Annotated in this window: 18 protein-coding genes; 9 read left to right on the top strand and 9 right to left on the bottom strand. The window is 41.5% G+C overall.

All coding sequences use genetic code 11. The features are described 5' to 3' along the window. The first annotated feature begins 187 nt into the window (after positions 1-187). From gntR to gnd, 4 genes are read left to right on the top strand one after another with little or no spacing between them, the layout of a single operon-like run. Complete coding sequence (gene gntR, locus V6D44_RS05885) at positions 188-919, top strand: gluconate operon transcriptional repressor GntR (protein ID WP_087991823.1); 732 nt, start codon at positions 188-190, stop codon at positions 917-919. Continuing rightward, complete coding sequence (gene gntK, locus V6D44_RS05880; RefSeq protein ID WP_087991822.1) at positions 912-2,453, top strand: gluconokinase; 1,542 nt, start codon at positions 912-914, stop codon at positions 2,451-2,453. The genes gntR and gntK overlap by 8 nt, the downstream gene beginning before the upstream one ends. Positions 2,454-2,481: 28 nt before the next feature. Next, positions 2,482-3,828, top strand: a complete 1,347-nt coding sequence (gene gntP / locus V6D44_RS05875; protein WP_087991821.1) for a gluconate permease GntP — start codon at positions 2,482-2,484, stop codon at positions 3,826-3,828. A gap of 23 nt (positions 3,829-3,851) precedes the next feature. Beyond that, positions 3,852-5,255, top strand: coding sequence for a decarboxylating NADP(+)-dependent phosphogluconate dehydrogenase (gene gnd, locus V6D44_RS05870; protein ID WP_333516334.1), 1,404 nt, complete (start codon positions 3,852-3,854; stop codon positions 5,253-5,255). 37 nt (positions 5,256-5,292) lie between these two features. Here gnd and nhaC read toward each other — a convergent pair whose 3' ends face one another. Further along, the gene (gene nhaC / locus V6D44_RS05865; protein ID WP_242519871.1) at positions 5,293-6,720 is read right to left on the bottom strand and encodes a Na+/H+ antiporter NhaC; all 1,428 of its coding nucleotides are present in this window, start codon (positions 6,718-6,720) and stop codon (positions 5,293-5,295) included. 931 nt (positions 6,721-7,651) lie between these two features. On the opposite strand from nhaC, the gene ahpC reads away from it, so the two are divergent. Both ahpC and ahpF read left to right on the top strand, forming a co-directional pair. Next, positions 7,652-8,215 carry an alkyl hydroperoxide reductase subunit C gene (gene ahpC / locus V6D44_RS05860; RefSeq protein WP_024123485.1) on the top strand — a complete coding sequence of 188 codons (564 nt, stop codon included), beginning with the start codon at positions 7,652-7,654 and terminating at the stop codon, positions 8,213-8,215. 13 nt (positions 8,216-8,228) lie between these two features. After that, positions 8,229-9,758, top strand: a complete 1,530-nt coding sequence (gene ahpF, locus V6D44_RS05855) for an alkyl hydroperoxide reductase subunit F (protein WP_333516333.1) — start codon at positions 8,229-8,231, stop codon at positions 9,756-9,758. A gap of 113 nt (positions 9,759-9,871) precedes the next feature. On the opposite strand, the gene V6D44_RS05850 is transcribed toward ahpF, so the two are convergent. From V6D44_RS05850 to V6D44_RS05840, 3 genes are all read right to left on the bottom strand, one after another. Next, positions 9,872-11,224, bottom strand: coding sequence for a polysaccharide pyruvyl transferase family protein (locus V6D44_RS05850; protein ID WP_087991818.1), 1,353 nt, complete (start codon positions 11,222-11,224; stop codon positions 9,872-9,874). 289 nt (positions 11,225-11,513) lie between these two features. Further along, entirely contained in the window at positions 11,514-12,953 is a 1,440-nt protein-coding gene (gene bglA, locus V6D44_RS05845) for a 6-phospho-beta-glucosidase BglA (protein WP_087991817.1), read from the bottom strand. Positions 12,954-12,966: 13 nt separating this feature from the next. Beyond that, positions 12,967-14,835: a beta-glucoside-specific PTS transporter subunit IIABC gene (locus V6D44_RS05840; RefSeq protein ID WP_333516332.1), complete on the bottom strand. Its 1,869-nt coding sequence runs from the start codon at positions 14,833-14,835 to the stop codon at positions 12,967-12,969. 158 nt (positions 14,836-14,993) lie between these two features. Between V6D44_RS05840 and V6D44_RS05835 the strand changes: the two genes are divergently transcribed. Then, positions 14,994-15,704, top strand: coding sequence for a GntR family transcriptional regulator (locus tag V6D44_RS05835; RefSeq protein ID WP_333516331.1), 711 nt, complete (start codon positions 14,994-14,996; stop codon positions 15,702-15,704). A gap of 61 nt (positions 15,705-15,765) precedes the next feature. Continuing rightward, positions 15,766-15,927, top strand: coding sequence for a hypothetical protein (locus tag V6D44_RS05830; protein ID WP_333516330.1), 162 nt, complete (start codon positions 15,766-15,768; stop codon positions 15,925-15,927). A 130-nt stretch (positions 15,928-16,057) separates the two neighbouring features. On the opposite strand, the gene V6D44_RS05825 is transcribed toward V6D44_RS05830, so the two are convergent. Then, positions 16,058-16,780, bottom strand: a complete 723-nt coding sequence (locus V6D44_RS05825; RefSeq protein WP_253268726.1) for a peptide ABC transporter permease — start codon at positions 16,778-16,780, stop codon at positions 16,058-16,060. Between the two features lie 20 nt (positions 16,781-16,800). After that, positions 16,801-17,430 carry an ATP-binding cassette domain-containing protein gene (locus V6D44_RS05820; protein ID WP_148963211.1) on the bottom strand — a complete coding sequence of 210 codons (630 nt, stop codon included), beginning with the start codon at positions 17,428-17,430 and terminating at the stop codon, positions 16,801-16,803. 455 nt (positions 17,431-17,885) lie between these two features. Between V6D44_RS05820 and fbp the strand changes: the two genes are divergently transcribed. Further along, complete coding sequence (gene fbp, locus V6D44_RS05815) at positions 17,886-19,811, top strand: fructose-1,6-bisphosphatase (protein ID WP_333516329.1); 1,926 nt, start codon at positions 17,886-17,888, stop codon at positions 19,809-19,811. Positions 19,812-20,588: 777 nt separating this feature from the next. Here fbp and V6D44_RS05810 read toward each other — a convergent pair. From V6D44_RS05810 to V6D44_RS05800, 3 genes are read right to left on the bottom strand one after another with little or no spacing between them, the layout of a single operon-like run. Next, positions 20,589-21,695: an MDR/zinc-dependent alcohol dehydrogenase-like family protein gene (locus V6D44_RS05810; protein WP_333516328.1), complete on the bottom strand. Its 1,107-nt coding sequence runs from the start codon at positions 21,693-21,695 to the stop codon at positions 20,589-20,591. Continuing rightward, positions 21,683-24,475 carry a type 2 lanthipeptide synthetase LanM gene (gene lanM, locus V6D44_RS05805; RefSeq protein ID WP_333516327.1) on the bottom strand — a complete coding sequence of 931 codons (2,793 nt, stop codon included), beginning with the start codon at positions 24,473-24,475 and terminating at the stop codon, positions 21,683-21,685. The genes V6D44_RS05810 and lanM overlap by 13 nt, the downstream gene beginning before the upstream one ends. Continuing rightward, entirely contained in the window at positions 24,456-26,600 is a 2,145-nt protein-coding gene (locus V6D44_RS05800) for a peptidase domain-containing ABC transporter (protein ID WP_250541113.1), read from the bottom strand. Before V6D44_RS05800 ends, lanM begins: the two co-directional genes overlap by 20 nt.

Raw genomic sequence — 26,600 nt, 5'->3', positions numbered from 1 at the left:
GCCTCTTTCAAAACATGATTCACTTACACGATCTATCTCCAATGTATCATATAACGTTTGGAAATACATACCATCATTTATGGTAAAATTTTAATAAAAATTAGAAATGAAAGTGTTTGCATAAATGAAAAAATCGGGTTATCATACTTGTATACAAGTATACTCCTTGAGTGAGGAAGGTGAGTGTATGCTAGACTCCAAAGACCTGTTGTATCCCGCAAAGTGGCTCTCAAAAGCGTCAACCGGTGTTCGTGTCGCATACGAGCTGAGGATGCGGATCATTTCAGGCATGATTGAAAGCGGTACCATTCTATCAGAAAATACGATCGCCGCCGAGTTTTCCGTAAGCCGTTCACCAGTTCGCGAAGCGTTAAAAATACTCGCATCCGAAAAAATCATCCGCTTAGAACGAATGGGGGCGGTTGCAATTGGGTTAACTGAGAAGGAAATCACGGAAATTTATGATGTGCGTTTACTATTAGAAACATTTGTCTTTGAACGGCTTGTCAAAATCGACATTGAGCCCTTAGTCAAGGACCTCAGCAAAATACTTGAAATGATGAAAGTCTCCATCAAATACGAGGACGTAGATGAATTTTCATTTCAAGACGTGCTGTTTCATGAAACGATTATCCGTGCGATCGACCATTCATACATTCAGATGATCTGGAACAATCTAAAACCCGTTATGGAAAGCTTTATTCTTTTATCAATGCGGGCACGATTAAAAGAAAAACACGAGGATTTCACAAGGATTTTAGATAACCATGAGCTTTATATTCAGGCCATTAAAGCAAAAGACAGGGCACTGATGATTCAGTCTCTTCACCAAAATTTTGATGATGTGCAAGAAAAGGTAGAAGACCTGTGGCTCTCACAACAAATGCTGGCAAAAGGAGCTGAACACAATAATGACTAGTTATATGTTAGGAATCGATATCGGCACGACAAGCACAAAAGCTGTGTTGTTCAGTGAAAACGGAGACGTGGTACAGAAAGAAAGCATCGGCTACCCGCTCTATACACCGGACATCTCAACGGCTGAACAAGACCCTGAAGCGATTTTTCAGGCCGTTATCCAAACTACCGCGAGAATTACACAACAGCATCCGCAAAAACAGATCTCATTCATATCATTCAGCAGCGCCATGCACAGTGTCATCGCAATTGATGAAAATGACCAGCCGCTGACGCCATGCATCACGTGGGCCGACAACCGGAGCGAAGGCTGGGCGCATAAGATCAAAGATGAATTGAACGGGCATGAGGTGTACAAGCGGACAGGAACACCGATCCATCCGATGTCGCCGTTAAGCAAAATCACCTGGATCACGAACGAACAAAAAGAAATCGCTTCCAAAGCAAAAAAATATATCGGCATCAAAGAGTACATTTTCAAACAGCTGTTCAATGAATATGTCATTGATTACTCCTTGGCATCAGCGACAGGCATGATGAACCTGAAAAGCTTGGATTGGGACGAAGAAGCACTGCGCATCGCAGGCATCACGCCGGACCACTTATCAAAACTCGTGCCAACGACTGAAATCTTTCAGCATTGCAGCCCGAAATTAGCGATACAGATGGGAATCGATCCGGAAACACCTTTTGTCATCGGCGCCAGCGACGGCGTGCTGTCCAATCTCGGCGTCAACGCCGTTAAAAAGGGCGAAATTGCCGTCACCATCGGGACAAGCGGTGCTATCCGGACAATTATTGATCAGCCGCAAACTGATGAAAAGGGCCGGATTTTCTGCTACGCCTTGACGGACAAGCACTGGGTCATCGGCGGACCGGTAAACAATGGGGGCATCGTGCTTCGCTGGATCAGAGACGAATTTGCCTCTTCCGAAATCGAGACAGCGACACGACTGGGGATTGATCCATATGACGTGCTGACGAAGATCGCCCAACGCGTCAGACCCGGTTCCGACGGTTTGCTGTTCCACCCATATCTCGCCGGAGAACGCGCTCCGCTGTGGAATCCAGATGTACGCGGCTCATTTTTCGGCCTGACGATGTCGCATAGGAAAGAGCATATGATACGGGCTGCATTAGAGGGGGTCATTTACAACCTGTACACGGTGTTCCTGGCGTTAACCGAATGCATGGATAGCCCGGTAACCCGCATCCAGGCGACAGGGGGATTTGCAAGGTCGGAGGTTTGGCGCCAAATGATGGCGGATATCTTCGAATCACAGGTTGTCGTTCCGGAAAGCTACGAAAGCTCATGTCTTGGCGCCTGCATTTTAGGCCTGTATGCGACAGGAAAAATTGATTCATTCGACGCCGTGTCCGACATGGTCGGCAGCACGCACAGACACACGCCGATCGAAGACTCAGCCAAAGAATATAGAAAATTAATGCCGATTTTCATTAATCTCTCAAGATCATTAGAGAATCAATATACACAAATTGCAGATTATCAGAGAGGCTTAATCACACACAACTAGTACATGACACGAAGGGGAGGGCACTACCATGCCATTAATCATCGTTGCAATTGGGATCTTAGCTTTACTGCTTTTGATTATGGGCTTAAAATTAAACACATTTATTTCCTTGCTGATCGTATCGTTCGGCGTGGCATTGGCACTCGGGATGCCGTTCGATAAAGTTGTCAGCTCTATTGAACAAGGAATAGGGGGAACTCTTGGCCACATCGCACTCATCTTCGGGCTCGGTGCGATGCTGGGCAAGCTGATCGCGGATTCTGGAGGCGCACAGCGCATCGCGATGACGCTCGTCAACAAATTCGGCGAGAAAAACATTCAATGGGCCGTTGTCATTGCCTCATTCATTATTGGTATTGCTTTATTTTTTGAAGTAGGATTGGTTCTATTAATTCCGATTGTATTTGCGATTTCAAGAGAATTGAAGATTTCTATTTTATATCTCGGAATTCCGATGGTCGCGGCGCTGTCCGTCACGCACGGTTTCCTGCCGCCGCACCCGGGGCCTACGGCGATTGCCGGTGAGTACGGCGCAAACATCGGGGAAGTGCTGCTGTACGGCTTTATGGTTGCTGTTCCGACAGTGCTCATCGCAGGGCCTTTGTTTACAAAGATCGCGAAAAAAATCGTGCCTGCATCATTTGCGAAAAGCGGCAATATCGCATCACTCGGCACGCAAAAAACGTTCAAGCTTGAGGAGACACCCGGCTTCGGAATCAGCGTCTTTACTGCAATGCTTCCGATTATCATCATGTCGATCGCTACCATTATTGATCTGCTTCAAGAAACAATCGGATTTGCGGATAACGGTGTTTTAGCTTTTATCCGATTGATTGGAAACGCATCGACTGCTATGATTATTTCGTTATTGGTCGCGGTCTACACAATGGGCATCGCACGCAACATTCCGATCAAAACCGTAATGGACTCTTGTTCAGCAGCCATTTCACAAATCGGCATGATGCTTCTGATCATCGGGGGAGGCGGCGCCTTCAAACAAGTGCTGATCAACGGCGGTGTCGGCGATTACGTGGCGGACTTATTCAAAGGTACAGCATTATCGCCAATCGTCTTGGCATGGCTCATCGCGGCGATCCTGCGCATTTCTCTAGGATCAGCCACTGTTGCCGCGCTAAGCACAACCGGACTTGTCATTCCGTTGTTGGGACAATCTGATGTCAACCTGGCATTAGTCGTGCTTGCAACAGGCGCCGGAAGTGTCATCGCTTCCCACGTCAATGACGCCGGCTTCTGGATGTTCAAGGAGTACTTCGGATTAAGCATGAAAGAAACATTTGCCACATGGACGTTGCTGGAAACGATTATTTCGGTTGCTGGACTTGGATTCATATTATTGTTAAGTTTAGTTGTATGAAATTGATGAAGGAGCTGTAACACATGTTCAATACGATTGGTGTCATAGGCTTAGGCGTAATGGGAAGCAATATCGCCTTAAACATGGCAAATAAAGGTGAAAACGTCGCCGTCTATAATTACACCAGAGATTTAACGGACCAACTCGTCCAAAAGCTGGATGGACAATCTCTCAGCCCGTACTACAAGCTGCAGGATTTTGTTCAATCGTTAGAGAAACCAAGAAAAATCTTTCTGATGGTCACAGCGGGAAAACCCGTAGATTCCGTCATCCAATCATTAATGCCTTTGCTTGAAGAAGGCGACGTCATCATGGACGGGGGCAACTCCCACTATGAAGATACAGAAAGAAGATATGACGAGCTGAAGGAAAAAGGCATCGGCTATCTGGGAGTCGGCATTTCCGGCGGCGAAGTAGGCGCATTAACAGGGCCTTCCATCATGCCGGGCGGAGATCGTGACGTCTATGACAAAGCCGCTCCTATCCTGACGAAAATCGCAGCTCAAGTTGGAGACGATCCGTGCTGTGTCTATATCGGTCCAAAAGGGGCAGGGCACTTTACAAAAATGGTGCACAACGGCATTGAGTATGCTGACATGCAGCTGATTGCAGAAGCGTACACGTTTCTGAGAGAAACACTGCACCTGCCGCTCGAAGAAATCGCATCTATTTTTGAAACCTGGAACCAAGGTGAGCTGAAAAGCTATTTAATAGAGATTACAGCTGAGATTTTACGCAAAAAAGACGAACAAACAGGACAGCCTCTGATTGATGTCATCCTTGATAAAACCGGCCAAAAAGGCACCGGAAAATGGACGAGCATGCAGGCGATTGATAACGGCATTCCGTCCACAATCATCACAGAGTCCTTGTTCGCCCGCTACTTGTCTTCCTTAAAAGAAGAACGGGTGGCAGCTCAAGACGTGTTAGCAAGTCCGGAAGCTGAAGAAAAACACTTCGATAAAGACACTTGGGTTGAATACGTCAGACAGGCTCTTTACATGGGGAAAGTATGCGCCTACGCACAAGGCTTTGCCCAATACAAAATGTCATCTGAGCTTTACGGCTGGAACCTGCCGCTTAAAGACATCGCTTTGATATTCCGTGGCGGCTGCATCATCCGCGCAGATTTCCTAAACGTGATCAGCGACGCATTCAGCGAGCGACCTAACCTATCAAACCTGCTGATCGCGCCTTATTTCTCAGATAAGCTCCAAGGCTATCAAACAGGCCTGCGAAAAGTTGTTTGCGAGGGCATCAGCACAGGAATCTCATTCCCATGCTTAACCACCGCGCTCACTTATTACGACGGCTACCGCACAGGACGGTCCAATGCGAACCTCTTGCAGGCACAGCGCGATTACTTCGGCGCCCATACGTACGAACGGACAGATATGGACGGCGTTTTCCATACCAATTGGCAGTAATCAAAAAAACCTCGCTCATTTTGAGCGAGGTTTTTGATTATGCCTCTAATTCTACAAGCTTTTTTGCTTTCTTTTTGTCCCGCTTTTCTTTTTTTGTCATCGTCAATCCAGTGATTCCGTAGAAAAGAGAAACCAATGGCGTGATGAAAGCCAAGAAACAGAACGGAAGATAAGCGACTGTTGCTATCCCTAAGGCTCCAGCTGTATATAGACCGCCGCCAGTCCATGGAATAAGCGGTGCAGCTTGTGTTCCTGAATCCTCTAACACGCGCGACAGGTTTTCAGGTTTTAAGTTTAAGCGTTCATAAATCGGTCTCATCAATGTTCCGCCCATAACCGTTGAGAAGTATACAGATCCGCCGATTGCAAGTGTAAGATAACTCACAATGATGGTCACAAAAACAGCCGTCCCTGTATGCTTAATTTTATGGGCAAAAGAAGCAATCAACGCTTCTAATACTTGTGACTCCGCAAGCATCCCGCCTAAACCAAGCGCAAATAAGAACAAGGCAATTAAGCTCAACATACTGGAAAGTCCGCCTCGTTGAAGCAAGCTATCAACCATGTCAATGCCTGATTCAACTGTATACCCGCCATAGAACGTATTCATGACATCTTGAAAACTCAAGCCTTGATAGAACATCGCGATAACGCCGCCAACAGCTGCCCCAATGAAAATGGAAGGAATCGCTGGTTTCTTTAACATTAACAGCGCAATGAGAACAACAATCGGAATCATTGGCACAAGTCCGAGATGGAATGTTTCGTTCAAATAAGATGTCAGTTGATTGACACTTTCTGAATTTACAGATGCGGAATTGTATCGCAAACCAACAATCGTATAAATGATCGCTGCAATGATATATGCAGGAATTGTCGTCCAAAGCATGTGTTTAATATGGCTGAAGATTTCTCCGCCGGAAACAGTAGGGGCTAAGTTCGTCGTATCCGATAGCGGAGACATTTTATCTCCGAAATACGCTCCGCTGACAATAGCGCCGGCAGTCAGCCCTGCCGGTATCCCCATCGTGGCTCCAACACCCATCATTGCAACCCCGGCAGTTCCGACTGTTCCCCATGACGTACCTGTTGCGACAGATACTAATGAACAAAAAACTAAAGTTGTGACTAAAAAGAATTGTGGTGAAATCGCGTGTATACCGTAATAAATTAATGTAGGTACTGTCCCTGACGCGATCCATGCGCCGATTAAAATCCCGACGGTTAGAAGTATCAGCCCAGGCTGCAGTGCCCTGCTCATCGATTTCATCATCGATTTTTCTACTTGTTTATAGGTAAACCCCAATCCCATCATAAACGGGATCAATACAAGCATGCTGATAAACATCAGAATTTGAATCGGTGCATCAAATACAAGAATTCCAATTGATATCACACTAACCGCTGCAATCAGCATCGATAGTGCATACATAAACGAAGGCCTTTTTATCTTATCGGTTTCCAACAAACCACTCCTTTGAATAAGTTGATCTTACATCTAAATCTGGAATACATATTGACTGGCACTTTCATAAGATCAAGTGAATTTTTAAAACGGGGACTCATTTTGATTGAATGGAGAATACTTTATACGCCGGGCGAATGATTAGGTCCATTCACCCATAAATAAATGATGGGGTATAACGTTTTACCACATGGGAAATGGTATGTGAACATCTTACTACAAAACAAAATGTTCAGTAAAATTGTATATCCTCTGATATTTCATCATTATCTCAGTTGATCCGGTCTGAAAGTCATTATCCTGCTATATCTATAAAAATGCTCCGTTATCGTGCCAAATCGTTCAGAAAACAGGATCGTACGTTCGCAATCGGCTTTTTATCCCGGCCATTTTCCTAAAAAGCGCCAACGAAATGATAAAAATCAGCAAAAACCCATCTTTTACAGAATTACTGTATTATTATTATCGAAATAATCAACAAGCCGAAATATCGTCCGGTTTTCCGACCTCCATGTTTCACCGCACGATCCATTTTAGTAATTGGCATTTTCTTCTTTTCGATATACCCCTTATCTTTTTAGTCTAAACCTTTTAACTGGCCTATTTAATGAGAAAACGCAGCCTTCACATTGATAATGAGAATCAAGTCAGCAATCGGGCAAGTAGTTTTAGAGTCCGCTTCAAAAAAGAAAAACACCCGTATGTGACTTTAATTGTGATATTTTGAGCTGCAGGAAACCATACTATATAATAGAAAGTTGAAACCTCTCCCGAGCAGCTTCATGTTTTTTATCCGAATCTCTCCTTTTCACTTGACAAGAGAAAAGGTATTATATAATAATTTATACAGAATTATAATTATTATAGATAGCGGGAGCATGGCTTCACATCATCTATAATGCCCATTTATCACTATTAGGAGGAAGATATTATGTCTTTAATTGGAAAAGAAGTACAACCATTCGAAGCGAAAGCATTCAAAAACGGTGAATTCATCGATGTAACAAACGAGTCTCTGAAAGGCCAATGGAGCGTATTCTGCTTCTACCCAGCAGATTTCTCTTTCGTATGTCCAACTGAGCTTGAAGATCTTCAAAACCAATACGCTGCACTTAAAGAATTAGGTGTTGAAGTATACTCTATCTCTACAGATACTCACTTCGTACACAAAGGCTGGCATGACAGCTCTGAAAAAATCGGCAAAATCACTTACGCAATGATCGGTGATCCTTCTCAAACGATCTCTCGCAATTTTGACGTATTAGATGAAGAATCTGGTCTAGCTGACCGCGGAACATTCATCATCGATCCAGACGGCGTTATCCAAACTGTTGAAATCAATGCAGGCGGTATCGGCCGTGATGCAAGCAACCTGATCAGCAAAGTAAAAGCAGCACAATACGTTCGTCAAAATCCAGGTGAAGTTTGCCCGGCTAAATGGGAAGAAGGCGGCGAAACTCTTACACCTAGCCTTGACCTAGTAGGTAAAATCTAAGGAGTGCATTCCATTGGTACTTGATGCAAATATCAAAGCACAATTAAATCAATACATGCAGCTTATTGAGAATGACATTGTTCTCAAAGTGAGCGCAGGTGAAGATGACATTTCTAAGGACATGCTGGCTCTCGTTGATGAGCTGGCTTCCATGTCATCTAAAATCACAGTTGAAAAAGCTGAATTAAACAGAACGCCAAGCTTCAGTGTCAATCGTGTTGGAGAAGATACTGGCGTTACATTCGCCGGTATCCCTCTGGGCCACGAATTTACATCCTTGGTTTTGGCGCTGCTCCAAGTAAGCGGCAGATCGCCTAAGGTAGACCAAAAAGTCATTGATCAGGTGAAGAAGATCAGCGGTGAATACCACTTTGAATCTTATATCAGCCTGACATGCCACAACTGTCCTGATGTTGTACAAGCCTTAAACATGATGAGCGTGCTCAACCCGAACATTACGCACACGATGATCGACGGTGCAGCATATAAAGCAGAAGTTGAAAGCAAAAACATCATGGCAGTGCCGACCGTTTACCTGAATGGCGAATCCTTCGGAAGCGGCCGTATGACGCTTGAAGAAATTCTTGCGAAAATGGGCAGCGGCGCAGACGCATCCGAGTTTGCAGACAAAGAGCCGTTTGACGTTCTTGTTGTCGGAGGCGGACCGGCTGGGGCAAGTGCAGCGATCTACACTGCGCGTAAAGGCATCCGCACCGGTGTCGTCGCTGAGCGCTTCGGCGGACAGGTTCTCGATACAATGAGCATCGAAAACTTCATCAGCGTCAAAGCGACAGAAGGACCGAAGCTTGCGGCAAGCCTTGAAGAGCATGTGAAGGAATATGATATTGATGTCATGAACCTTCAGCGCGCAAAACGCCTTGAGAAGAAAGATCTGTTCGAACTTGAACTCGAAAACGGCGCTGTCCTGAAAAGCAAAACAGTGATCCTATCAACAGGTGCCCGCTGGCGCAATGTCAACGTACCTGGTGAACAAGAGTTCAAAAACAAAGGTGTCGCGTACTGCCCGCACTGTGATGGGCCATTGTTTGAAGGCAAAGACGTAGCGGTCATTGGCGGAGGAAACTCTGGAATCGAGGCTGCTATCGATCTCGCAGGCATCGTCAAACACGTCACTGTGCTTGAGTTTGCACCTGAACTGAAAGCTGACGAAGTCCTGCAAAAACGCCTCTACAGCCTGCCTAACGTCACTGTCGTGAAAAACGCACAAACGAAAGAAATCACAGGCGATCAAAGCGTAAACGGCATCACATACGTTGACCGTGAAACAGACGAAGAAAAACACGTTGAACTCCAAGGTGTATTCGTGCAAATCGGTCTCGTGCCAAACACAGATTGGTTAGATGAAACGGTTGAACGCAACCGCATCGGCGAAATCATCGTCGACAAGCACGGCGCGACAAGCGTTCCAGGCTTATTTGCTGCCGGCGACTGCACAGACAGCGCGTTTAATCAAATCATTATTTCGATGGGATCAGGTGCAACTGCCGCTCTCGGCGCGTTTGATTACCTTATCCGCAATTAATACAACAAAGCCGCAATATTGCCAGATTGGTGGCAGCATTGCGGCTTCTTTTTTATTCCAAATATATTGCATGTTTTATACATTTGTAATATAGTTGTAATGTTAGTGAAATATTATTTACCGCTCAGCATATTTGCTGTTTTTAAAGCGAAACGCACTGATTTTCTATTTAAAGTGCCCTGATACTTTTTGACCTTGTTCTTTAGGTCTTTAATGGTTTTTTCCTTTTTGGCATTTTCTAATGCCATAAGCGCTTCCCAGCGTTTCGCTGTTTCTGTGGAACTGCAGCCGCTAACTGTAGTTACAGGCGAAAGAAGTTTGGTGTTAGATAGTTTTTCGTCAAAAGGAACGGTATCAGGAATCGCTTTCTCTTTATAAATATGATCCAATTCATTTTGATTCAGGAAGCTGATGAAATGGTCAAAGTTTTGCGCTTGCCGTTTCTCAGGCTTGTGAAAATCAAGTGTTTCAATTAATTCTGACAGTTTTGTTTGCTCCGTTATCTCATTTGCCATGATATGCGTTAACTGATGGTATTCAGCTAATTCCCGCATTCTTGCATCTTTCGGAAGCAAAAGGCTCGGTGTTCCGGCAATTGCCGCCGCGATATTCCCATGCAGCCTTGCGCCAAAGCTCAAATCAGCTTGTTTCAAGAAATCCAGCCAAGTCGGCACATTTAAAAAGAATCGGACTCTATCATTCTGGTAAGCTGGGTCTTCCATGCTGACAGGGTAATTATCCGCAGGCTTCGCTATCGCAGGCGCCCCGGCATACGTCAAAATCATCTCTTTTCGCCATTGCGGGATGAAGTAATGATTCGGGAACTCTTTCATGCTTCTTGTAATGAAGTCCAGCACATGCTTAGGAGACAGCCTTGATGAGTTAACCGTCACCATTGATTCAGGTGTGATAGTGGTGTCTCTAATCTTCAGCTCTCTTCCAAACGCATACATAGAAGGACAGCCAATTACCGTATGGTCAATACCTTCACGGAATCCTAATCTGGAAAGGTATTTCGCTGTAATCTCACCGCGGACACCGATCATATTTGATCTCTCCAGCACGGCACTCACAAACGCCTTTACATCCTCGTCAAAAGGAAAACCTTCATTTAACTTTGGTTCAAACGGAGCCCGCAAACCAACCCCAATCACAACAACCGGAATGGTTAACTTCTTAATTAATTGGGTATATTTCCGTAAAGAAGGCACAAAATCCTCGCGGAAGGCATCTGCCAGCGGAATAATATACATATCATATTTTTCATTGATTTGCTCCGCATCCGCCGCATTAATCCGATAATAATCAGGAGTAATCGTCGTTCCTTCTGTCATCAGCGTACGAAACACACTGTAGGCATATACTAAGTTTCCTACGTTACCGCCAATGGAGTTGCGAACAATCATTTCAGCTGGATCAAATGTATCAAATGGTGATATCCCAGCTCTTATTAAAATGTTTTTCAATGTGATGTTGCCCCTTCCTCACCAAATTTTTTTCAGGAGATTGCTTAGGGAACTCTATCGTAAACATAAAATCTTCAGCCAGACACCCGCTTTCATCCCTTTTCACTTACAAACTCTCTCCCTTTCTTCCGTTCTAATATTCAATTATACAAAAAAGGATCTTACAGGTGAAATCATAACATAACGTTCAGCGCTGGTAATCTATTCCCATCACTGGATGTTCGTTCACATCACACAAAAAAACCCGAACCAGGCACTTTAGTAAAAGTGCTCGATTCGGGCCAGCTGCTTACAATTCCTCGCCATTCGTTTGAATGACGTTTTTATACCACTCAAATGAATCTTTCTTATATCGCTTCATAGATCCGTTTCCTTCATTATCACGATCAACATAGATCATGCCGTAGCGTTTTTTCATTTCGCCTGTTGTAAAGGAGACGATATCAATAATGCCCCACGGGGTGTAGCCGATTAAATCTACACCGTCGTAAGTGACCGCTTTTTCCAATGCTTCAATATGTGATTTCAAATATTGGATTCGTTCCGGATCATGGATCTTGCCGCCTTCCTCCACCGTATCCACTGCGCCAAAGCCGTTTTCCACGATGAATAGCGGGATTTGGTACCGATCATAAAAACGGTTTAACGTATATCTCAGCCCGGTGGGATCAATCGCCCAACCCCAGTCACTCGATGTGATGTATGGGTTTTCGACACCATTTGGCAATCCGCCGTTAACGATATCGCCTGTATTATCATTTTCCACATCGCTTTTCACAGTTGTTGACATGTAGTAGCTGAAGCCTAAGTAATCGACGGTGCCGTTTCTTAAAATCTCATCATCGCCATCTTCGAAAGTGATGTGATAGCCTTCCCGTTCAAATTCCTTCAGCGCGTAGCTTGGATAGTACCCGCGAACCTGCACATCCGGGAAGAAATACCGCTGCCTCATTTCTTCCTCAGCCAGCATCACATCTTCAGGATTGGATGAGAAAGGATAGATCGGCACGTGTGACACCATGGCACCGATCTGGAAGTCTGGATTGATGTCTTTTCCTTTTGCCACCGCTAATGCGCTCGCCACTAATTCATGGTGCGCCGTTTGATACATGACTTCCTTGGCATTTTCGTTTTCTCCGACCGTAACACCTGAATTCGTCCATAGGAACAGCGGGTTATTCACATCCATTTGGTTGTTGATCTCGTTAAAGGTCATCCAGTACTTCACTTTATCTTTGTAACGATTGAAGCAGGCCTCTGCGAAATTGACGAAGAAGTCCACGACTTTCCGATTTCTGAAGCCGCCATATTCTCTTGCCAGATGCAGCGGCATTTCAAAATGGGACAAGGTAATGACCGGCTCGATCCCATGCTTCAGCAACTCATCAAACACATCATCATAGAACTGCAAGCCCGCTTCGTTCGGCTCAGCCTCATCGCCTTTCGGGAAAATCCGGCTCCAGCCAATGGACGTCCGCAAGCATTTTAAGCCCATTTCCGCAAACAAAGCGATATCTTCCTTGTATCTGTGATAGAAATCAATGGCTTCATGGTTCGGATAAAATTCGTTCTCTTCAATCGTATCCGTGATTTTTCTCGGCACGCCGTGCGCACCCGCTGTCATCACATCGACTACACTCGGCCCTTTACCGCCTTGATTCCATCCGCCTTCAAATTGGTGTGCAGCTAACGCGCCGCCCCATAAAAAATCCTTCGGCATGTGTCCCATGTTTTATTCCTCCTCAGCTTACGACTGTAAATAATTTTTGGTCTAACGTACTTTCTTCAATATCTTCGATGAGAATTTCCTGATACGCATGTGAATTCGTGATGATGACTGGGGTAATCGTTGTTAACCCTTTCTCTTCAATGAAAGCTTTATCAAATTCAACAAGCACTTCGCCTTTTTTAACTGTATCGCCCTCTCCCACCTTCAAGGAAAAAGGAGTTCCGTCTAATGTCACTGTATCCAGTCCGATATGCACCAGCAACTCGACGCCAGACGCCGAACGAAGGCCGATCGCATGCTTTGTAGGCGCAACCATGACAACGGTGCCGTCAAACGGAGCATAAAGCTTATTTTCGGATGGCTCAATCGCCAACCCTTGTCCCATTGCGCCTGAACTGAATACCTCATCAGGCACCTTAGAAAGCGGGATGACCTTGCCGCTAAACGGTGCATATACTGTTTCTTCATTTTCCTGTGCCGTTTGAACATGTTCCTTTTCCGCCTGTTTAGCTGTATCTTCACCATAGCCAAAGATTTGAATCAGCACAACAGGGAGAATAATCGCGATCGCCGCTCCGATCAAAAGGCCCCAAATGGACGTCGGGAATTGTTCATTGATGCCATTCACAATCGTCAGCGGTCCCGGAAGCCCCGCATACGCAAAGTAATACGGATTGAAAAAGCTTGCCACAACTGCCCCAACCGCACCGGATATACAGCCAAAAATAAACGGTTTCTTAAATCTCAAGGTCACGCCGTAGATCGCCGGCTCTGTAATGCCGAACAAGCCTGTGACCCCAGCTGAAACGCTGACTTTTCTCGTTTCCTTGTTTCTCGCTTTAAGGATGACGCCAAGCACCGCCCCAACCTGTGCAATGACCGCAATCGTTTGATACGCCTGGAATGAATCCCGTCCGTATAAATCATAGTTCGCCAATACCATCGGCGTGATGCCCCAATGTACCCCAAAGATGACGATGACCTGCCAGAAGGCGCCGATGATCGCTCCAGCCAAAGCCGGCACGTTTTCCGCCAAGAAGTTGTAACCGTTTGCAATTCCATTTGCGCCTAATGTTGTCACAGGGCCAATGAGAATAATCGTTAACGGCACCATGATGACCATGCATAGAAACGGAACAAATAACGGCCTGACCACTTCATTCATTCTCTTATTCAAAAATCGTTCGAGGTAAGACAAAATCCACACTAAAAATAATGGCGGCAGCACGGAGGACGTGTATGTCGTTTCCGATAAAGCAATCCCTAAGAAAGAAATACTCTTTCCGTCTGCGATTTGAACAGCCATTTCCGCCCATGTCGGACTGACTAACGCGGCACAGCACGCTACAGCGATATACATGTTGGCCTTAAAATGCTTTGATGCCGTAATCGCGATAAAGATAGGCAAAAACGTAAACGGCGCCCAAGATATAAAACTAAAAACCTGATAAGCTCCTGTTTTCTCAAAGCCATCAAACAATAAATTAATGATAATTAATGCCCCTTGCAAAATACCAGCAGCGGCCAGAATGTATACAAACGGCGCAAACACCGCTGACATCGTCGCAATAATCCGGTTCAGAACGGTCCCTTTATTCTCGCTTTGTTCCTCAGACAGATCGATATTGACCAGCTTTGAAAATTCTTCGAAGACTTCCCCGACGTGCTGTCCAATGACAATTTGAAATTGGCCGCTGTTCTCTACAACCGTAATGACACCGGGCATCGACTTCACAATATCCTTCGCTTTAGGGTTAGACCGCTTCAGCACCAACCGAAGCCTCGTCGCGCAGCGAGAAGCTCCAATGACATTCTCTTCCCCGCCTACGGCCTCCAAAATGTCTTTTGCTAGTCTGCTATAATCTCTCACTTTCCCCGACATTTTCACCCACCCCTTCGTTTTGGTTACGCTTTCATTATAATTGTACCGGTATAATTTATCAATACCCAAACAAAATATTTATTCATTAACTATAATTGTAAGCGGTTTATGCTATAATTTTGACAAGTGAAACTAAACGAAAAAAATGAGGAATGCGTATGTTAAAGTACCAGCAAATTGCAGAAGAAATTGAAAGATATATAGAAGAACACCAGCTTCAGCAGGGAGACAAACTGCCAGTGCTAGAAACCCTCATGGCAAAGTTTGAAGTCAGCAAAAGCACAATCACAAAATCCTTAGATCTATTAGAACAAAAAGGCGCGATCTTTCAGCTCAGAGGAAGCGGCATCTTCGTCAGAAAACACAAACGAAAAGGCTACATCAGCCTCCTGTCGAATCAAGGATTTAAAAAAGACCTTGAGGATTTCAATATCACCTCAAAAGTCATTGAACTAGACGTGAGAAAGCCGACACAAGAAGCGGCGGACAACCTCAACATCGGACTTGAGGAGGACGTATACTTTGTCAAAAGAGTCCGCTACATCAACGGCCAAACCCTGTGCTACGAAGAATCCTATTACAACAAATCCATCGTCACGTATTTAAACAACGAAATCGTCTCCCACTCGATCTTCCATTACATCCGGGAAGGATTAGGGTTGAAAATTGGTTTTTCGGATTTGTTTCTTCACGTGGATCAGCTTAGTGAGGAAGAAGCGGAATATTTAGGGATGAAGGCTGGACTGCCGAAGCTGTATATAGAAAGTATTTTTCACCTGACGAATGGCGTTCCGTTTGATTTCTCGAAGATTTCTTATAATTATGAGCAGTCGCAGTTTGTGGTGCAGGCTAATAGTTTTTTGTTGTAGGGCTGCTGCATCCTGCTACTAATAAAAACATGAGGGGACGATTAACTGGAAGGTGGTCGACATGTACAAAATCATCATTCCTGCCATACTAGCCATCTTCGTGCTCTGGATACTCTTACAGATTTCACTGGAGATGAGCATCTTTAAGAATCCAATGAACTACTTTATTGGATTCATTATCTTTTTTCTCTTTATAAAGATGGTGAAAGAAAAACAACAATAGATTGGGTGATGCAAGCAGGAAGACCACCCCCCTTAACAAAATCAACAGGCCACATGGATTTATCTCAGAGTTTAACGAAAATATCGATGCACACAAAAAGCTACTTCACTGAGAGAAGTAGCTTCCTTTATCATATGCCCATTTTGATCCATCTTGTTTTAGAAAAGCGAAGTATAATCGCATTTATGATCATGATTGAAACTAAATATAAAATAATATATAAAATGTCATTATTCCCAAGTGTCATGTTATCAGATTGTAATACTCTTTCTATTCGGGGATACATCGTGTTACCTGCCTCAAATGGAGCAATAAAACCAAACACTTTATTGCTTACAGCTACTAAAATAACAGAAGTCATCCAATAAACGATACTTACACCTATGCTAATTAATATATTTGGACATAGCATGCTTATCGTTCCAATGATGAAAATATACTGTAATATAACTGCGGAAAATAAAAACAGTAATAATGTAAAATGAGAAAAATCACCGTACATCAACGATATAATTAGCAGGCCTAGCGCGATAAACGCAAAACATTCCAAAAACAAAACAGCTATCTTTTTATAAAAGAAGGTATAGATGTTGTCCCCTATTAATTTGTAAAAGAGAATATTTTTGTTTGAATACTCTCTATTAATAAAAAAAGCTATAACAAATGAAAATAACATCAAACCAAACTGGGTCGCAACGGTATAGGAGCTAAAGAAAAACATCTCAGGTGTAACATGGCTGACTTTATCGATTCCTACCAGTAAAAAATATCCCAGTAAAAATAAAAACACGAACATAGATCCTAAAATAATGAAAACTTTGTTGCTTATACTCTTTTTAAACTCTAATTTCATCTTAAGCCCCCACTGTTTTATTACTCATTTATATACACTTCAATTAATTGATCCACTGAATGATACTGTTGGATTTCTTGGTGATTAAATATAAAATAATCCCCTTCTATCGCCTTTAAATCAGACAAATCATGTGTAATATTAATGATAATTTTCTCTGGGTTCTCCTGAATATACTTGTTTATGAAGCCATGAATCTCTATAACCGTTTTTTTGTCTAATGAATTCGTTATTTCGTCTAAAACAATAATATTTTTATCCTCTAGTAAGAAGCTAAGCAGTTTTAATTTTTGCTTTTGGCCATCACTCAAATTCTTAATAAGAACTTTACCGTCGATATTATCAAGATTAAGTAAATGTGCAATCTTATTTATCTTTTCGGAATCAAACTTTTCGCTCAAAAAGTGTAATAAAAAATCCTTAGAAACATCATGAGGTATATTTGACGAGCTAGATATTAAAGATACATTTTGACGAATGTCTCTGCCGATTCGTTTGCTATTATTCAACAAAAAGTCTTTAGCAAGCTGTGATTTACCGACCCCATTTTTTCCAACTACATGGTTGATTTTCCCACTCGAAAAATGTAAGTCAGTGTCCTGAAGTAACGTTTTGCCTTTCACTTTTAAAGTATAATTCGCTATGTTCATATGTATACTCCTTAAAAATATTGACATAAGCATTAAGCATTTCTGCTCTGAAATTTGGTTATTCATGTCTTTATTTGAGGCAACTCTTCGGATTAGCGATTCAGATCCAGCGCAAGGAGAGCTACGGAATCTTTTTCTCTATTTTACAATATATAGTATTATAAGTTCAACGAAAGACTTATTTCCATTACGATTAATAAGCACTAACCAAATCTGCAAAACCTTCTTTTTTACTCTAGCTTCCTTACGTTTATCTTCTGTTTTCCGCTTTTCTTGACCCACGCTCAGCCTCATGCACCTCTTTCCCTTCGTTTTCATTGTCTCTAAAAGGCGTTATGCGGTACTATCATATAAAGGTCCAATGATGAAAAACAATGTCACACTTTTAAATTCAACTGATCATGCAAAAGCTTATAAATAGGGATAGCTTTATTCTATAAAGGGGATGGACGATTTTGGAAAGCAAATACTTAGATTTACTCGCGCAAAAATACGATTGCGAAGAAAAAGTGGTAACGGAAATCATTAATTTGAAAGCGATTCTGAACCTGCCAAAAGGCACCGAGCATTTTGTCAGTGATCTGCACGGGGAATATCAGGCATTCCAGCACGTGCTGCGTAATGGTTCAGGACGAGTAAAAGAGAAAATTCGCGATATTTTCAGCGGTGTCATTTACGATAGAGAAATTGATGAATTAGCAGCATTGGTCTATTATCCGGAAGATAAACTAAAGTTAATCAAACATGACTTTGATAAGAAAGAAGCATTGAATGATTGGTATAAAAAAACGATAAACAGAATGATTAAGCTCGTTTCTTATTGCTCCTCGAAGTATACCCGCTCCAAACTGCGCAAAGCGCTGCCTGCCCAGTTTGCTTATATTACGGAGGAGCTGCTGTACAAAACAGAAGAAGCCGCCAACAAGGAGCAATATTACTCCGAAATCATAGATCAGATTATTGAACTTGGCCAGGCCGATAAGCTGATCACCGGCCTTGCTTACAGCGTTCAGCGACTGGTGGTCGACCATCTGCATGTTGTCGGCGATATTTACGACCGCGGTCCGCAGCCGGATCGGATTATGGAAGAACTGATCAACTATCATTCTGTCGATATTCAGTGGGGCAATCACGATGTCCTTTGGATAGGAGCTTATGCCGGTTCCAAAGTATGCCTGGCCAACATTATCCGTATCTGTGCCCGCTATGATAACTTGGATATTATTGAAGACGTGTACGGCATCAACCTGAGACCGCTGCTGAACCTGGCGGAAAAATATTATGACGATAATCCAGCGTTCCGTCCAAAAGCAGACGAAAACAGGCCAGAGGCTGAGATAAAGCAAATCACAAAAATTCATCAAGCGATCGCGATGATCCAATTCAAGCTTGAGAGCCCGATTATCAAGAGACGGCCGAACTTTAATATGGATGAACGCTTGTTACTAGAGAAAATTGATTATGATAAAAATGAAATCACGCTGCACGGGAAAACATATCAACTGGAAAACACCTGCTTTGCGACGATTAATCCGGAACAGCCTGATGAGCTATTAGAGGAAGAAGCCGAAGTGCTGGACAAGCTGCTATTCTCTGTCCAGCATTCCGAAAAGCTGGGCCGCCATATGAAATTTATGATGAAAAAAGGCAGCCTTTATTTAAAATATAACGGCAACCTGTTAATTCACGGCTGTATTCCTGTCGATGAAAAAGGCAATATGGAAACGATGATGATTGAGGACAAAGCTTATGCGGGCCGTGAGCTGCTCGATGTATTTGAACGATTCTTACGAGAAGCGTTTGCCCATCCGGACAAAACCGATGACCTGGCCACAGATATGGTCTGGTATTTATGGACAGGTGAATCCTCCTCTCTCTTCGGAAAACGCGCCATGACGACATTTGAGCGCTATTTCATTAAAGAGAAGGAAACACATAAAGAGAAGAAAAACCCGTATTACTATTTACGTGAAGACGAGGCAACCTGCCGAAACATCCTGGCAGAATTCGGCCTCAATCCAGATCACGGCCATATCATCAACGGCCATACGCCCGTAAAAGAAATCGAAGGAGAAGACCCAATCAAAGCAAACGGAAAAATGATCGTCATCGACGGCGGCTTCTCCAAAGCCTACCAATCCACAACAGGCATCGCCGGCTACACGCTGCTATACAACTCCTACGGCATGCAGCTCGTCGCCCATAAACACTTCAACTCCAAGGCAGAAGTCCTAAGCACCGGAACAGACGTCTTAACGGTGAAGCGATTAGTGGACAAAGAGCTTGAGCGGAAGAAAGTGAAGGAAACGAATGTTGGTGAGGAGTTGTTGCAGGAAGTTGCGATTTTGGAGAGTTTGCGAGAATATCGGTATATGAAGTGAGGGATATGGAGTTCAGGGATTATTCTCTGGGCTCTTTTTTTTTTCGGTTTCTCATTTTAGTAAAGCAAATTGCTAACAGGGTCTGTTATTTTGCTCGTGCACAAGTACGTAAAGAATACCAATACATATACAATTTTTAAAAAATAATCAACTGCTGTGTTTTGAAAGCCAGAACTCATTTTTTAGCAGTTTCTGCGTAATATTTATCGAGCATAATTACCCACTCTCCTGTTGCGCCTTACCTTAACTTCGACCGGCACGATAAGAATGATGAAAGATAAGAGCGAAATCACTTACAGTCCATCAATGGAACGATGACTGTCTGTCTTATCTATTTCACTAATTTTTCATTTCCGACGTTTTAGTCCAGTTATTTACATGTATTTTTCTGCTTTGCGTTAATTATGGTACGGGTGCACCGTTGTATGTATAAGTGAGGTTTTTTAGCTGTCTTATTTCATTGAATAGTTTGCTTTTAAGGTGTTTTAGGTACTCTTCCCATTGAAATATCTCTTCAGGCACTAAGCAAATTTTTTAATAGAGTCTACATAAGATTCCATACAGTCTATTATGTATCAAACAAAAACCTCTCAAAATACAGTATTGAGAGGCCTCATAATCAAATAAGAAAAGTATTCATATTGGTATTTTAACTTATAATTCATTCTACATTCTCTGCAATTGATTTATAATATTGTTTTTTTTTGCTCGTATAAAAGCAACATTAATTAAATTAAGTTGTTAATACGACAAATCTTTCCTATAACAAGTTATTTTTTAAAGGGTCAGAACACATTTTCCAAACCGGGAGGAATCAAAAAAAGATCGTTGTACAAAATCCACACCTTCTTCTAGTTGATATTCCTGATCGATGATTATTCTTGTCCCCGTTCTATTTTGTAGCTGAATTGCTCTTTCTAAATCTTCTTTTGAACCTAGGCAATTTCCTAAAATAGAAACATTCTTAACAATACTCATTTCTAATGCTCCTCTGACCACAGGCTCAGCATCACTTGGTGTGTCACTAGACAATAGAGGATGCTGATCTCGTAATCCACAAGTAACATAAGTCCCGCCAGTTTGTAAGTAATATAATGCATAGCCGATGTTCATATCGAAAAACGGATCAAAAACGTGAGTAATCTTCTGCTTGACGATATCATTTAATGTACTATTAATAGCTGTACTTACTAATTCTACGCGACTAGGATATATTTTTTGTTTTTCTTTATCACTCCACTCTGACGTTGACAAACAAATAGGAGTGATGCCATGAGAGAGTAACTGTTGAATAATAAACAATGAAGTGTGTGACCGTGCACTAAATACTAACGGATTCCCACCATTCACAAGTATTCCAGAGCGTCTTATCATCGCTGACGCGGTTTGGGAACCCAAAGAAAAACAGGCGGCTTCAATATCACTTAAGCTTTTTGGTACTTTTATAATCTTTTTCTTATGAAGACGCAACCAACCCAACGATGCAAAATTTGTAGCTACACCCGGTAAAATTCCTTGTTTTCCGCTATCAGGATATGAACAATCAGACATAACACGATCTCCGACCTTAAATTCATGTACGTCCCTACCGACAGCAACAATATTTGCGCTAAATTCCGAGCCAAAAGGAACAAACAATCGATCAGAATCCTTGATTGAGTTGTAGTTTTCAAGTAGTATGGCTTTATCACGGTAATTGCATGAAAAAGCTGTCACTCTTACTAATACATGTTCATGATTCTTCGGATTTTCAGCATCGAAGTAAGGTTGTTCTAATTCAACTGTTCCAAACAGTATATCCACTTCACCAAACTTAACAATTCCTAGCTCTGTATAATCCATTGAATTCTTTCTACTCGGATTAATTGCCACTAATGAACGCACTCCATATCCTCCTTATATATATTTCGTTGATATGAAACAGAGCTTAGATTAAGTGGAAACCAAGCAGATTCACCGTTATTATACATCTTTAACAGAAGTGCAGAATCAGCTACTCCACTCCAACCGAGAAAGTATCCCAAGAGGTAGTCTCTATTCTTTTCCCCAGTATAAAATCCATTATGATTAGCTAAATCCAATACAGTTTCCCAATACTGATTTGCAAGTGATAGATACCACGAATCACCGGAAGCTTCATATGCAAATAGTAGAGATTGAAGTACCCCCGCAGCCCCATGACATATAGATAAATCTACAGGTCCATTTTCTGGTAATATTGTTGATTTCCTCGCTATATCATAGAGATTGAAATGTTCGTTTAATGCTCTTGCCATTTCAGCTAGAACCATTAGCAAACCAGAATTTCCGTTACACCAACCTGCAGTATTAACAGTATTCGGAAAAGATATTTGTACAGCCTTTTTAAAAAGTTGCTTACATCCTTCAGTATTATTTAAAGCATAAGATAATCTAAATTTTGCCCATATAACTCCTAAATTTCCATGCGCTAGTCCATCACTAGATAACATACTCGATGGGCTTTCATGGAGAATTTTATCTTCTAGTTTTTCCAGAACCTGATTCGGCGTATCCGCAAATGAAGCTAACATGAGACTTATACCTACCGGGCCAATAAATACATCACCATTCGGAATGTTCTCTGATTGAATTTGAGACACAACTTGTTCTGTTTCTTCTACTCTATTCCTATTATGGTTAAATATAAAATCTAAAGAACTTGATCCTGAAATTATTGATGTTGGTGCAGATTCTAATTGTGAAGAAAATACACTACGAAGGGATTTTAAACCTCGTTTGGCCTGATTATAAAGATTAGTGTACTTAGAACGATTGGCTATTTTTTCATACTCTGTAAGATGCTCCAAGAGAAATAGAATACCCCCACTATCATGAAGCGAAATAAGAGGACTAGATTCATAGGATATAGGGATATTTCCATACACTCCTCCAATCCATCCAGTTTCAGGATTGTCTGTTTTGGTAGTAATTGATAAAGAACTTATTAAATCAATCAAAGGATTAGGATCATCTTTTGTCACCTTTCGCAAGGCATTTGAAAATAAAGGAGATTGATAACCCAAATCATCTACTTTTTTATGCTCAGCCTCATGTATTCTAATATCAGAATATCCTTCTGCAATTAAGCGCTTATCAAGTAACAATCTTTTTTGTGAAAGGTTCTCTAACCGTCTTATTACATTATTTTCCGGCGACACATCAAATATGTCATCTGAAATAAAGTCCCCTGAATATAAACGTTTATCATTCGCCTTCATAGAAAAATATGGAATATCCCCAATTTTTAAAGAACGAATTTCTTCTTCTAATATACTCTTGGCTATTTCAGAATCTCTAATTAACTTAGGTGGCTTAAGATATTTTAGCACTTGATTTATTGCGGTATCGTCAACTAAATTTTCCGGAAATAGGCACGCATCAAGCATCAAGTAATACTGAACTGTAGGTCTATTAACTACTCTAATTAAACATTGAATATCAGTAAATATTGAATAAATTTGCTCTCGTTTGTCCATCATCTTTTCATATCCATCTGAGTAGCCCTTAAGAAAATCCTCTTGAAATGGAAGTGGATCGGGCGCTTGATTACTAGTTAACGTGATTGGTACAGTTGTTCGGTTTACATCAATCTTTTCCTTGGCTATATCTACAGCATCTGTTCCTGGGTTTTTCAGTGTAAAAACCATTTCATTAGTTTTTTGTGGATAGGGTGTATTAATAGCACCAACCAATACCTTTCGAGGAATCGTGAGTTTAGCTGGAATGATTGACGTAGCAGCAATTGAATAGGAAAGCATTTCTTCCATTAATTGGTCAAGTAAACCACATGTACGATTATATGCTGGTTGTAAACTAGTTTCTAAATCTACAAAATAAGGATATATCCCGTTAAAAATAATATTTTCATCATGTAAATCTGTTGCTCCAAGACAGCTAAACACCGCCGCACATAAACCGAGATTATAATAAGCGCTGCCGACCTCTGATTGGCTTATGGGTGTATGCTGCACAAACTTCTGCCAACCGTACTCACCCCGATTAACTGTTTGGGCAACTGGTGAATGGTTCTGTAAAGAATCGAATTTCAGAGTATCAGAAAAAAGTTTATCGATTAAAACATCAATCTCTAAAGACCGAGGCTTATATAGAACCTTTTTCGACGGTTTAAATTCCAAGCATAGAACTACTTTTGAACCATTGTGAGGATCGGATTCAAGAGGCATAATAGTTTGTAATCTTGATCCTCTACTAATTAAACCTTCTGATAAGAGTAAAGTAGCATCTCTGCTAAAATTAGCGCACACATCTTCGATAAAAGAACAAGTATTATTCACTGATTGTGTGACCATTTTTCGTAAACAATCATATTTTGTAAACCAATTGCTTATAAGTTCCTTATCAATTGAACTGACATATCGATCAAACGCTTTTGATGATGAAGGATCAGCAGGATAAGATAAACTTTCTCGATATTTGTGAAATTCATATACAAAAGTTTTTTGACACAGTCTCCACACATGATATTCCAATAATGCATGTAAACAGTTCGTAGCTGCTATCTCAGCATGTGATACAACGTCTTGCCGGGAAAGAAGTTCTTTTATCTTATAGTTAGTAAGTTCTAATTCATCCGAAAAGTAACTCTCCACAGCAAGGACTATTTTATGTGCTGCCAATTGCATTTTCAACTCTCCCCTTTTCAAGCTCTGCCCCAAACAATTTTGCATACAAGCCACCTATATTAACTAATTCTTCATGAGATCCACTTTGTACAATGCATCCATTTTCAAGAACTACAATACGATCAGCATTTAGAATAGTCTCTAACCGATGTGCTATAACAATTTTTGTACACTTAAGTTTTGATAATGCATCATAAACATATGATTGTGAAATATTATCAAGTGATGACGTCGCTTCATCCATTATCAGCAATTTGGGTGTTTGAAGTAACACTCTCGCTATATGAATTCGTTGTCTTTGTCCTCCAGATAGGTTTGCTCCCGTTTCTGATATAACTGTATTGTAACCCATAGGAAATTCATTAATAAATTTCATAAACTCCAACGAATCACAAAGCTCCCGTATTTCTGCTTCTGTAAGCTGACTGCCGAGCTTGAGATTTTCCATGATAGTTCGATTGTGCAAATTGACTTCCTGAGGAATATAGCTAATTGAGTCTCTTAATGTATCAAGATTATATTCATCATACTCAATTCCTCCAAAATATATAGAACCACTAGTAGGTTCAAATAAACTAGCAATTACCTTCCCAAGCGTAGTCTTGCCGGATCCAGATAATCCAACAAGAGCAATCGTTTCTCCATCAGAAATATCCAAATTAATATTTTTAATGACCGGGATACTATCAGAAGTATAACTAAAACTAAGATTTTTAATTGAAACTGATCCTGAAGGCATTCCCTTTGAATCTTTACGAGAATTTTCTACAGGATATTCAAATATATCCTCTGCTAATACAATATACCGCACCGCAACCAGAGCTTCAGATGCAATTGTAAATACTGAATTCACATAGACGAACAATAATGCCACAATAGACTGAACCGCAATTGCTTGCCCGAGTGTCATGAGACCTAGTTCTGCCATATATATACCTGTAACAAGAATAATCAAAGGAGCAAATACTTGTATTCCGGATAATATCGATCCTATTATTCCTTGCTGGATACGCATTCTGTGGCTTGTTGCATTTAAGAATTTTCTGAAGCGCTGTTTCCAGTCATCGATATAGGACTGAACGTAGCCTCCTAGTTTCACGCTATTTATAGAAACTATAGCATCTAACTGTATGCTTTGTGCGTTAGTCCCCTCGTGTAGTTCTTTATCTGTTGCAGAATTTACGTAAGACTGAGCAATAATCAAAAAGGCAAAAGTTGATAAAGTAAACAACAGTATCATAATTCCGAGCCATGGTGATATCCAAAAAACATAGACTAATATTGCTACACCGCTTACCAAATCAAGACATGCTTGTACTAATGTGGTTCCCAAAACATCCTGTATTCGTGTAAGAGAGTTGAGCCGATAAATAATTTCACCAGGCGCTCTTACTGTAAAATACTTTGCTGGGAGTGATAAAACACGTGTAAAAGCACCACTCAGAAGATGCCAACTAAAACGATAAATTATCTTTATTGAGAAGTAGGTTCTGAGAAAATTTAGAATTACCATAATAATTAATGCTATGATGAGAGATCCGAGTATTGTAGCAAAAGAAGTAGCGTCACCAAACCCATTGTCAATTAATAGCTGTGTAAATAAGGGAATCATTAATGTTATTCCAACTAAAACAATACTCATTATAGCTATTTTTAAATATAGACCTATCAAATTAGATGGCCAAATATACTTTTTTTTCCACCTAGAAAGATTGCTAACGCTGCGTTTCTTGAAATCTATTCCAGGTTCAGTAGCTAGCACATACTCTTGGAAATTTTCGAGAAACTCCGATTGGGTAATTTTTATCCGACCTATCGATGGGTCCATGATTATTACTTCATGTTCATTATATGACTCGACACAAACAAAATGATACCCTTTCCAAAAAGCTATGATTGGATAGTTTATTACCTTAAGTGCCCTCGTGTCTTTTATTCGATAAGTTTTGGCATTCATCCCAAAATGAGAGAGCAATTTTTTTAGTTGTTGGAATCCTAGACCGTCTCTGCCCGGCTCTTTAACTTGTCTGAGCTCTGAAAGTGAAATTTGATAATCATAAGCCTCCAGAATTGTCTTAACACAACATAGCCCGCATTCTGATTGTGCTAATTGTAAAGTTGGCAT

The organism is Bacillus sp. 0209A, assembly GCF_036765095.1.
GTDB lineage: Bacteria > Bacillota > Bacilli > Bacillales > Bacillaceae > Bacillus > Bacillus subtilis_G.
Note: the sequence above shows the minus strand (reverse complement) of the source record. Positions and strands in the feature narration are given on the sequence as shown.

Bases quoted from the DNA above. Each gene is read 5' to 3' on its own strand.
- gntK (WP_087991822.1), top strand. From the start codon at position 912: ATGACTAGTTATATGTTAGGAATCGATATCGGCACGACAAGCACAAAA.
- V6D44_RS05835 (WP_333516331.1), top strand. From the start codon at position 14,994: ATGTTAAAGTACCAGCAAATTGCAGAAGAAATTGAAAGATATATAGAA.
- V6D44_RS05820 (WP_148963211.1), bottom strand. From the start codon at position 17,430: ATGAACATAGCGAATTATACTTTAAAAGTGAAAGGCAAAACGTTACTT.
- lanM (WP_333516327.1), bottom strand. From the start codon at position 24,475: ATGCAATTGGCAGCACATAAAATAGTCCTTGCTGTGGAGAGTTACTTT.
- ahpC (WP_024123485.1), top strand. From the start codon at position 7,652: ATGTCTTTAATTGGAAAAGAAGTACAACCATTCGAAGCGAAAGCATTC.
- gnd (WP_333516334.1), top strand. From the start codon at position 3,852: ATGTTCAATACGATTGGTGTCATAGGCTTAGGCGTAATGGGAAGCAAT.
- V6D44_RS05800 (WP_250541113.1), bottom strand. From the start codon at position 26,600: ATGCCAACTTTACAATTAGCACAATCAGAATGCGGGCTATGTTGTGTT.
- bglA (WP_087991817.1), bottom strand. From the start codon at position 12,953: ATGGGACACATGCCGAAGGATTTTTTATGGGGCGGCGCGTTAGCTGCA.
- gntP (WP_087991821.1), top strand. From the start codon at position 2,482: ATGCCATTAATCATCGTTGCAATTGGGATCTTAGCTTTACTGCTTTTG.
- V6D44_RS05825 (WP_253268726.1), bottom strand. From the start codon at position 16,780: ATGAAATTAGAGTTTAAAAAGAGTATAAGCAACAAAGTTTTCATTATT.
- V6D44_RS05830 (WP_333516330.1), top strand. From the start codon at position 15,766: ATGTACAAAATCATCATTCCTGCCATACTAGCCATCTTCGTGCTCTGG.
- V6D44_RS05840 (WP_333516332.1), bottom strand. From the start codon at position 14,835: ATGTCGGGGAAAGTGAGAGATTATAGCAGACTAGCAAAAGACATTTTG.
- gntR (WP_087991823.1), top strand. From the start codon at position 188: ATGCTAGACTCCAAAGACCTGTTGTATCCCGCAAAGTGGCTCTCAAAA.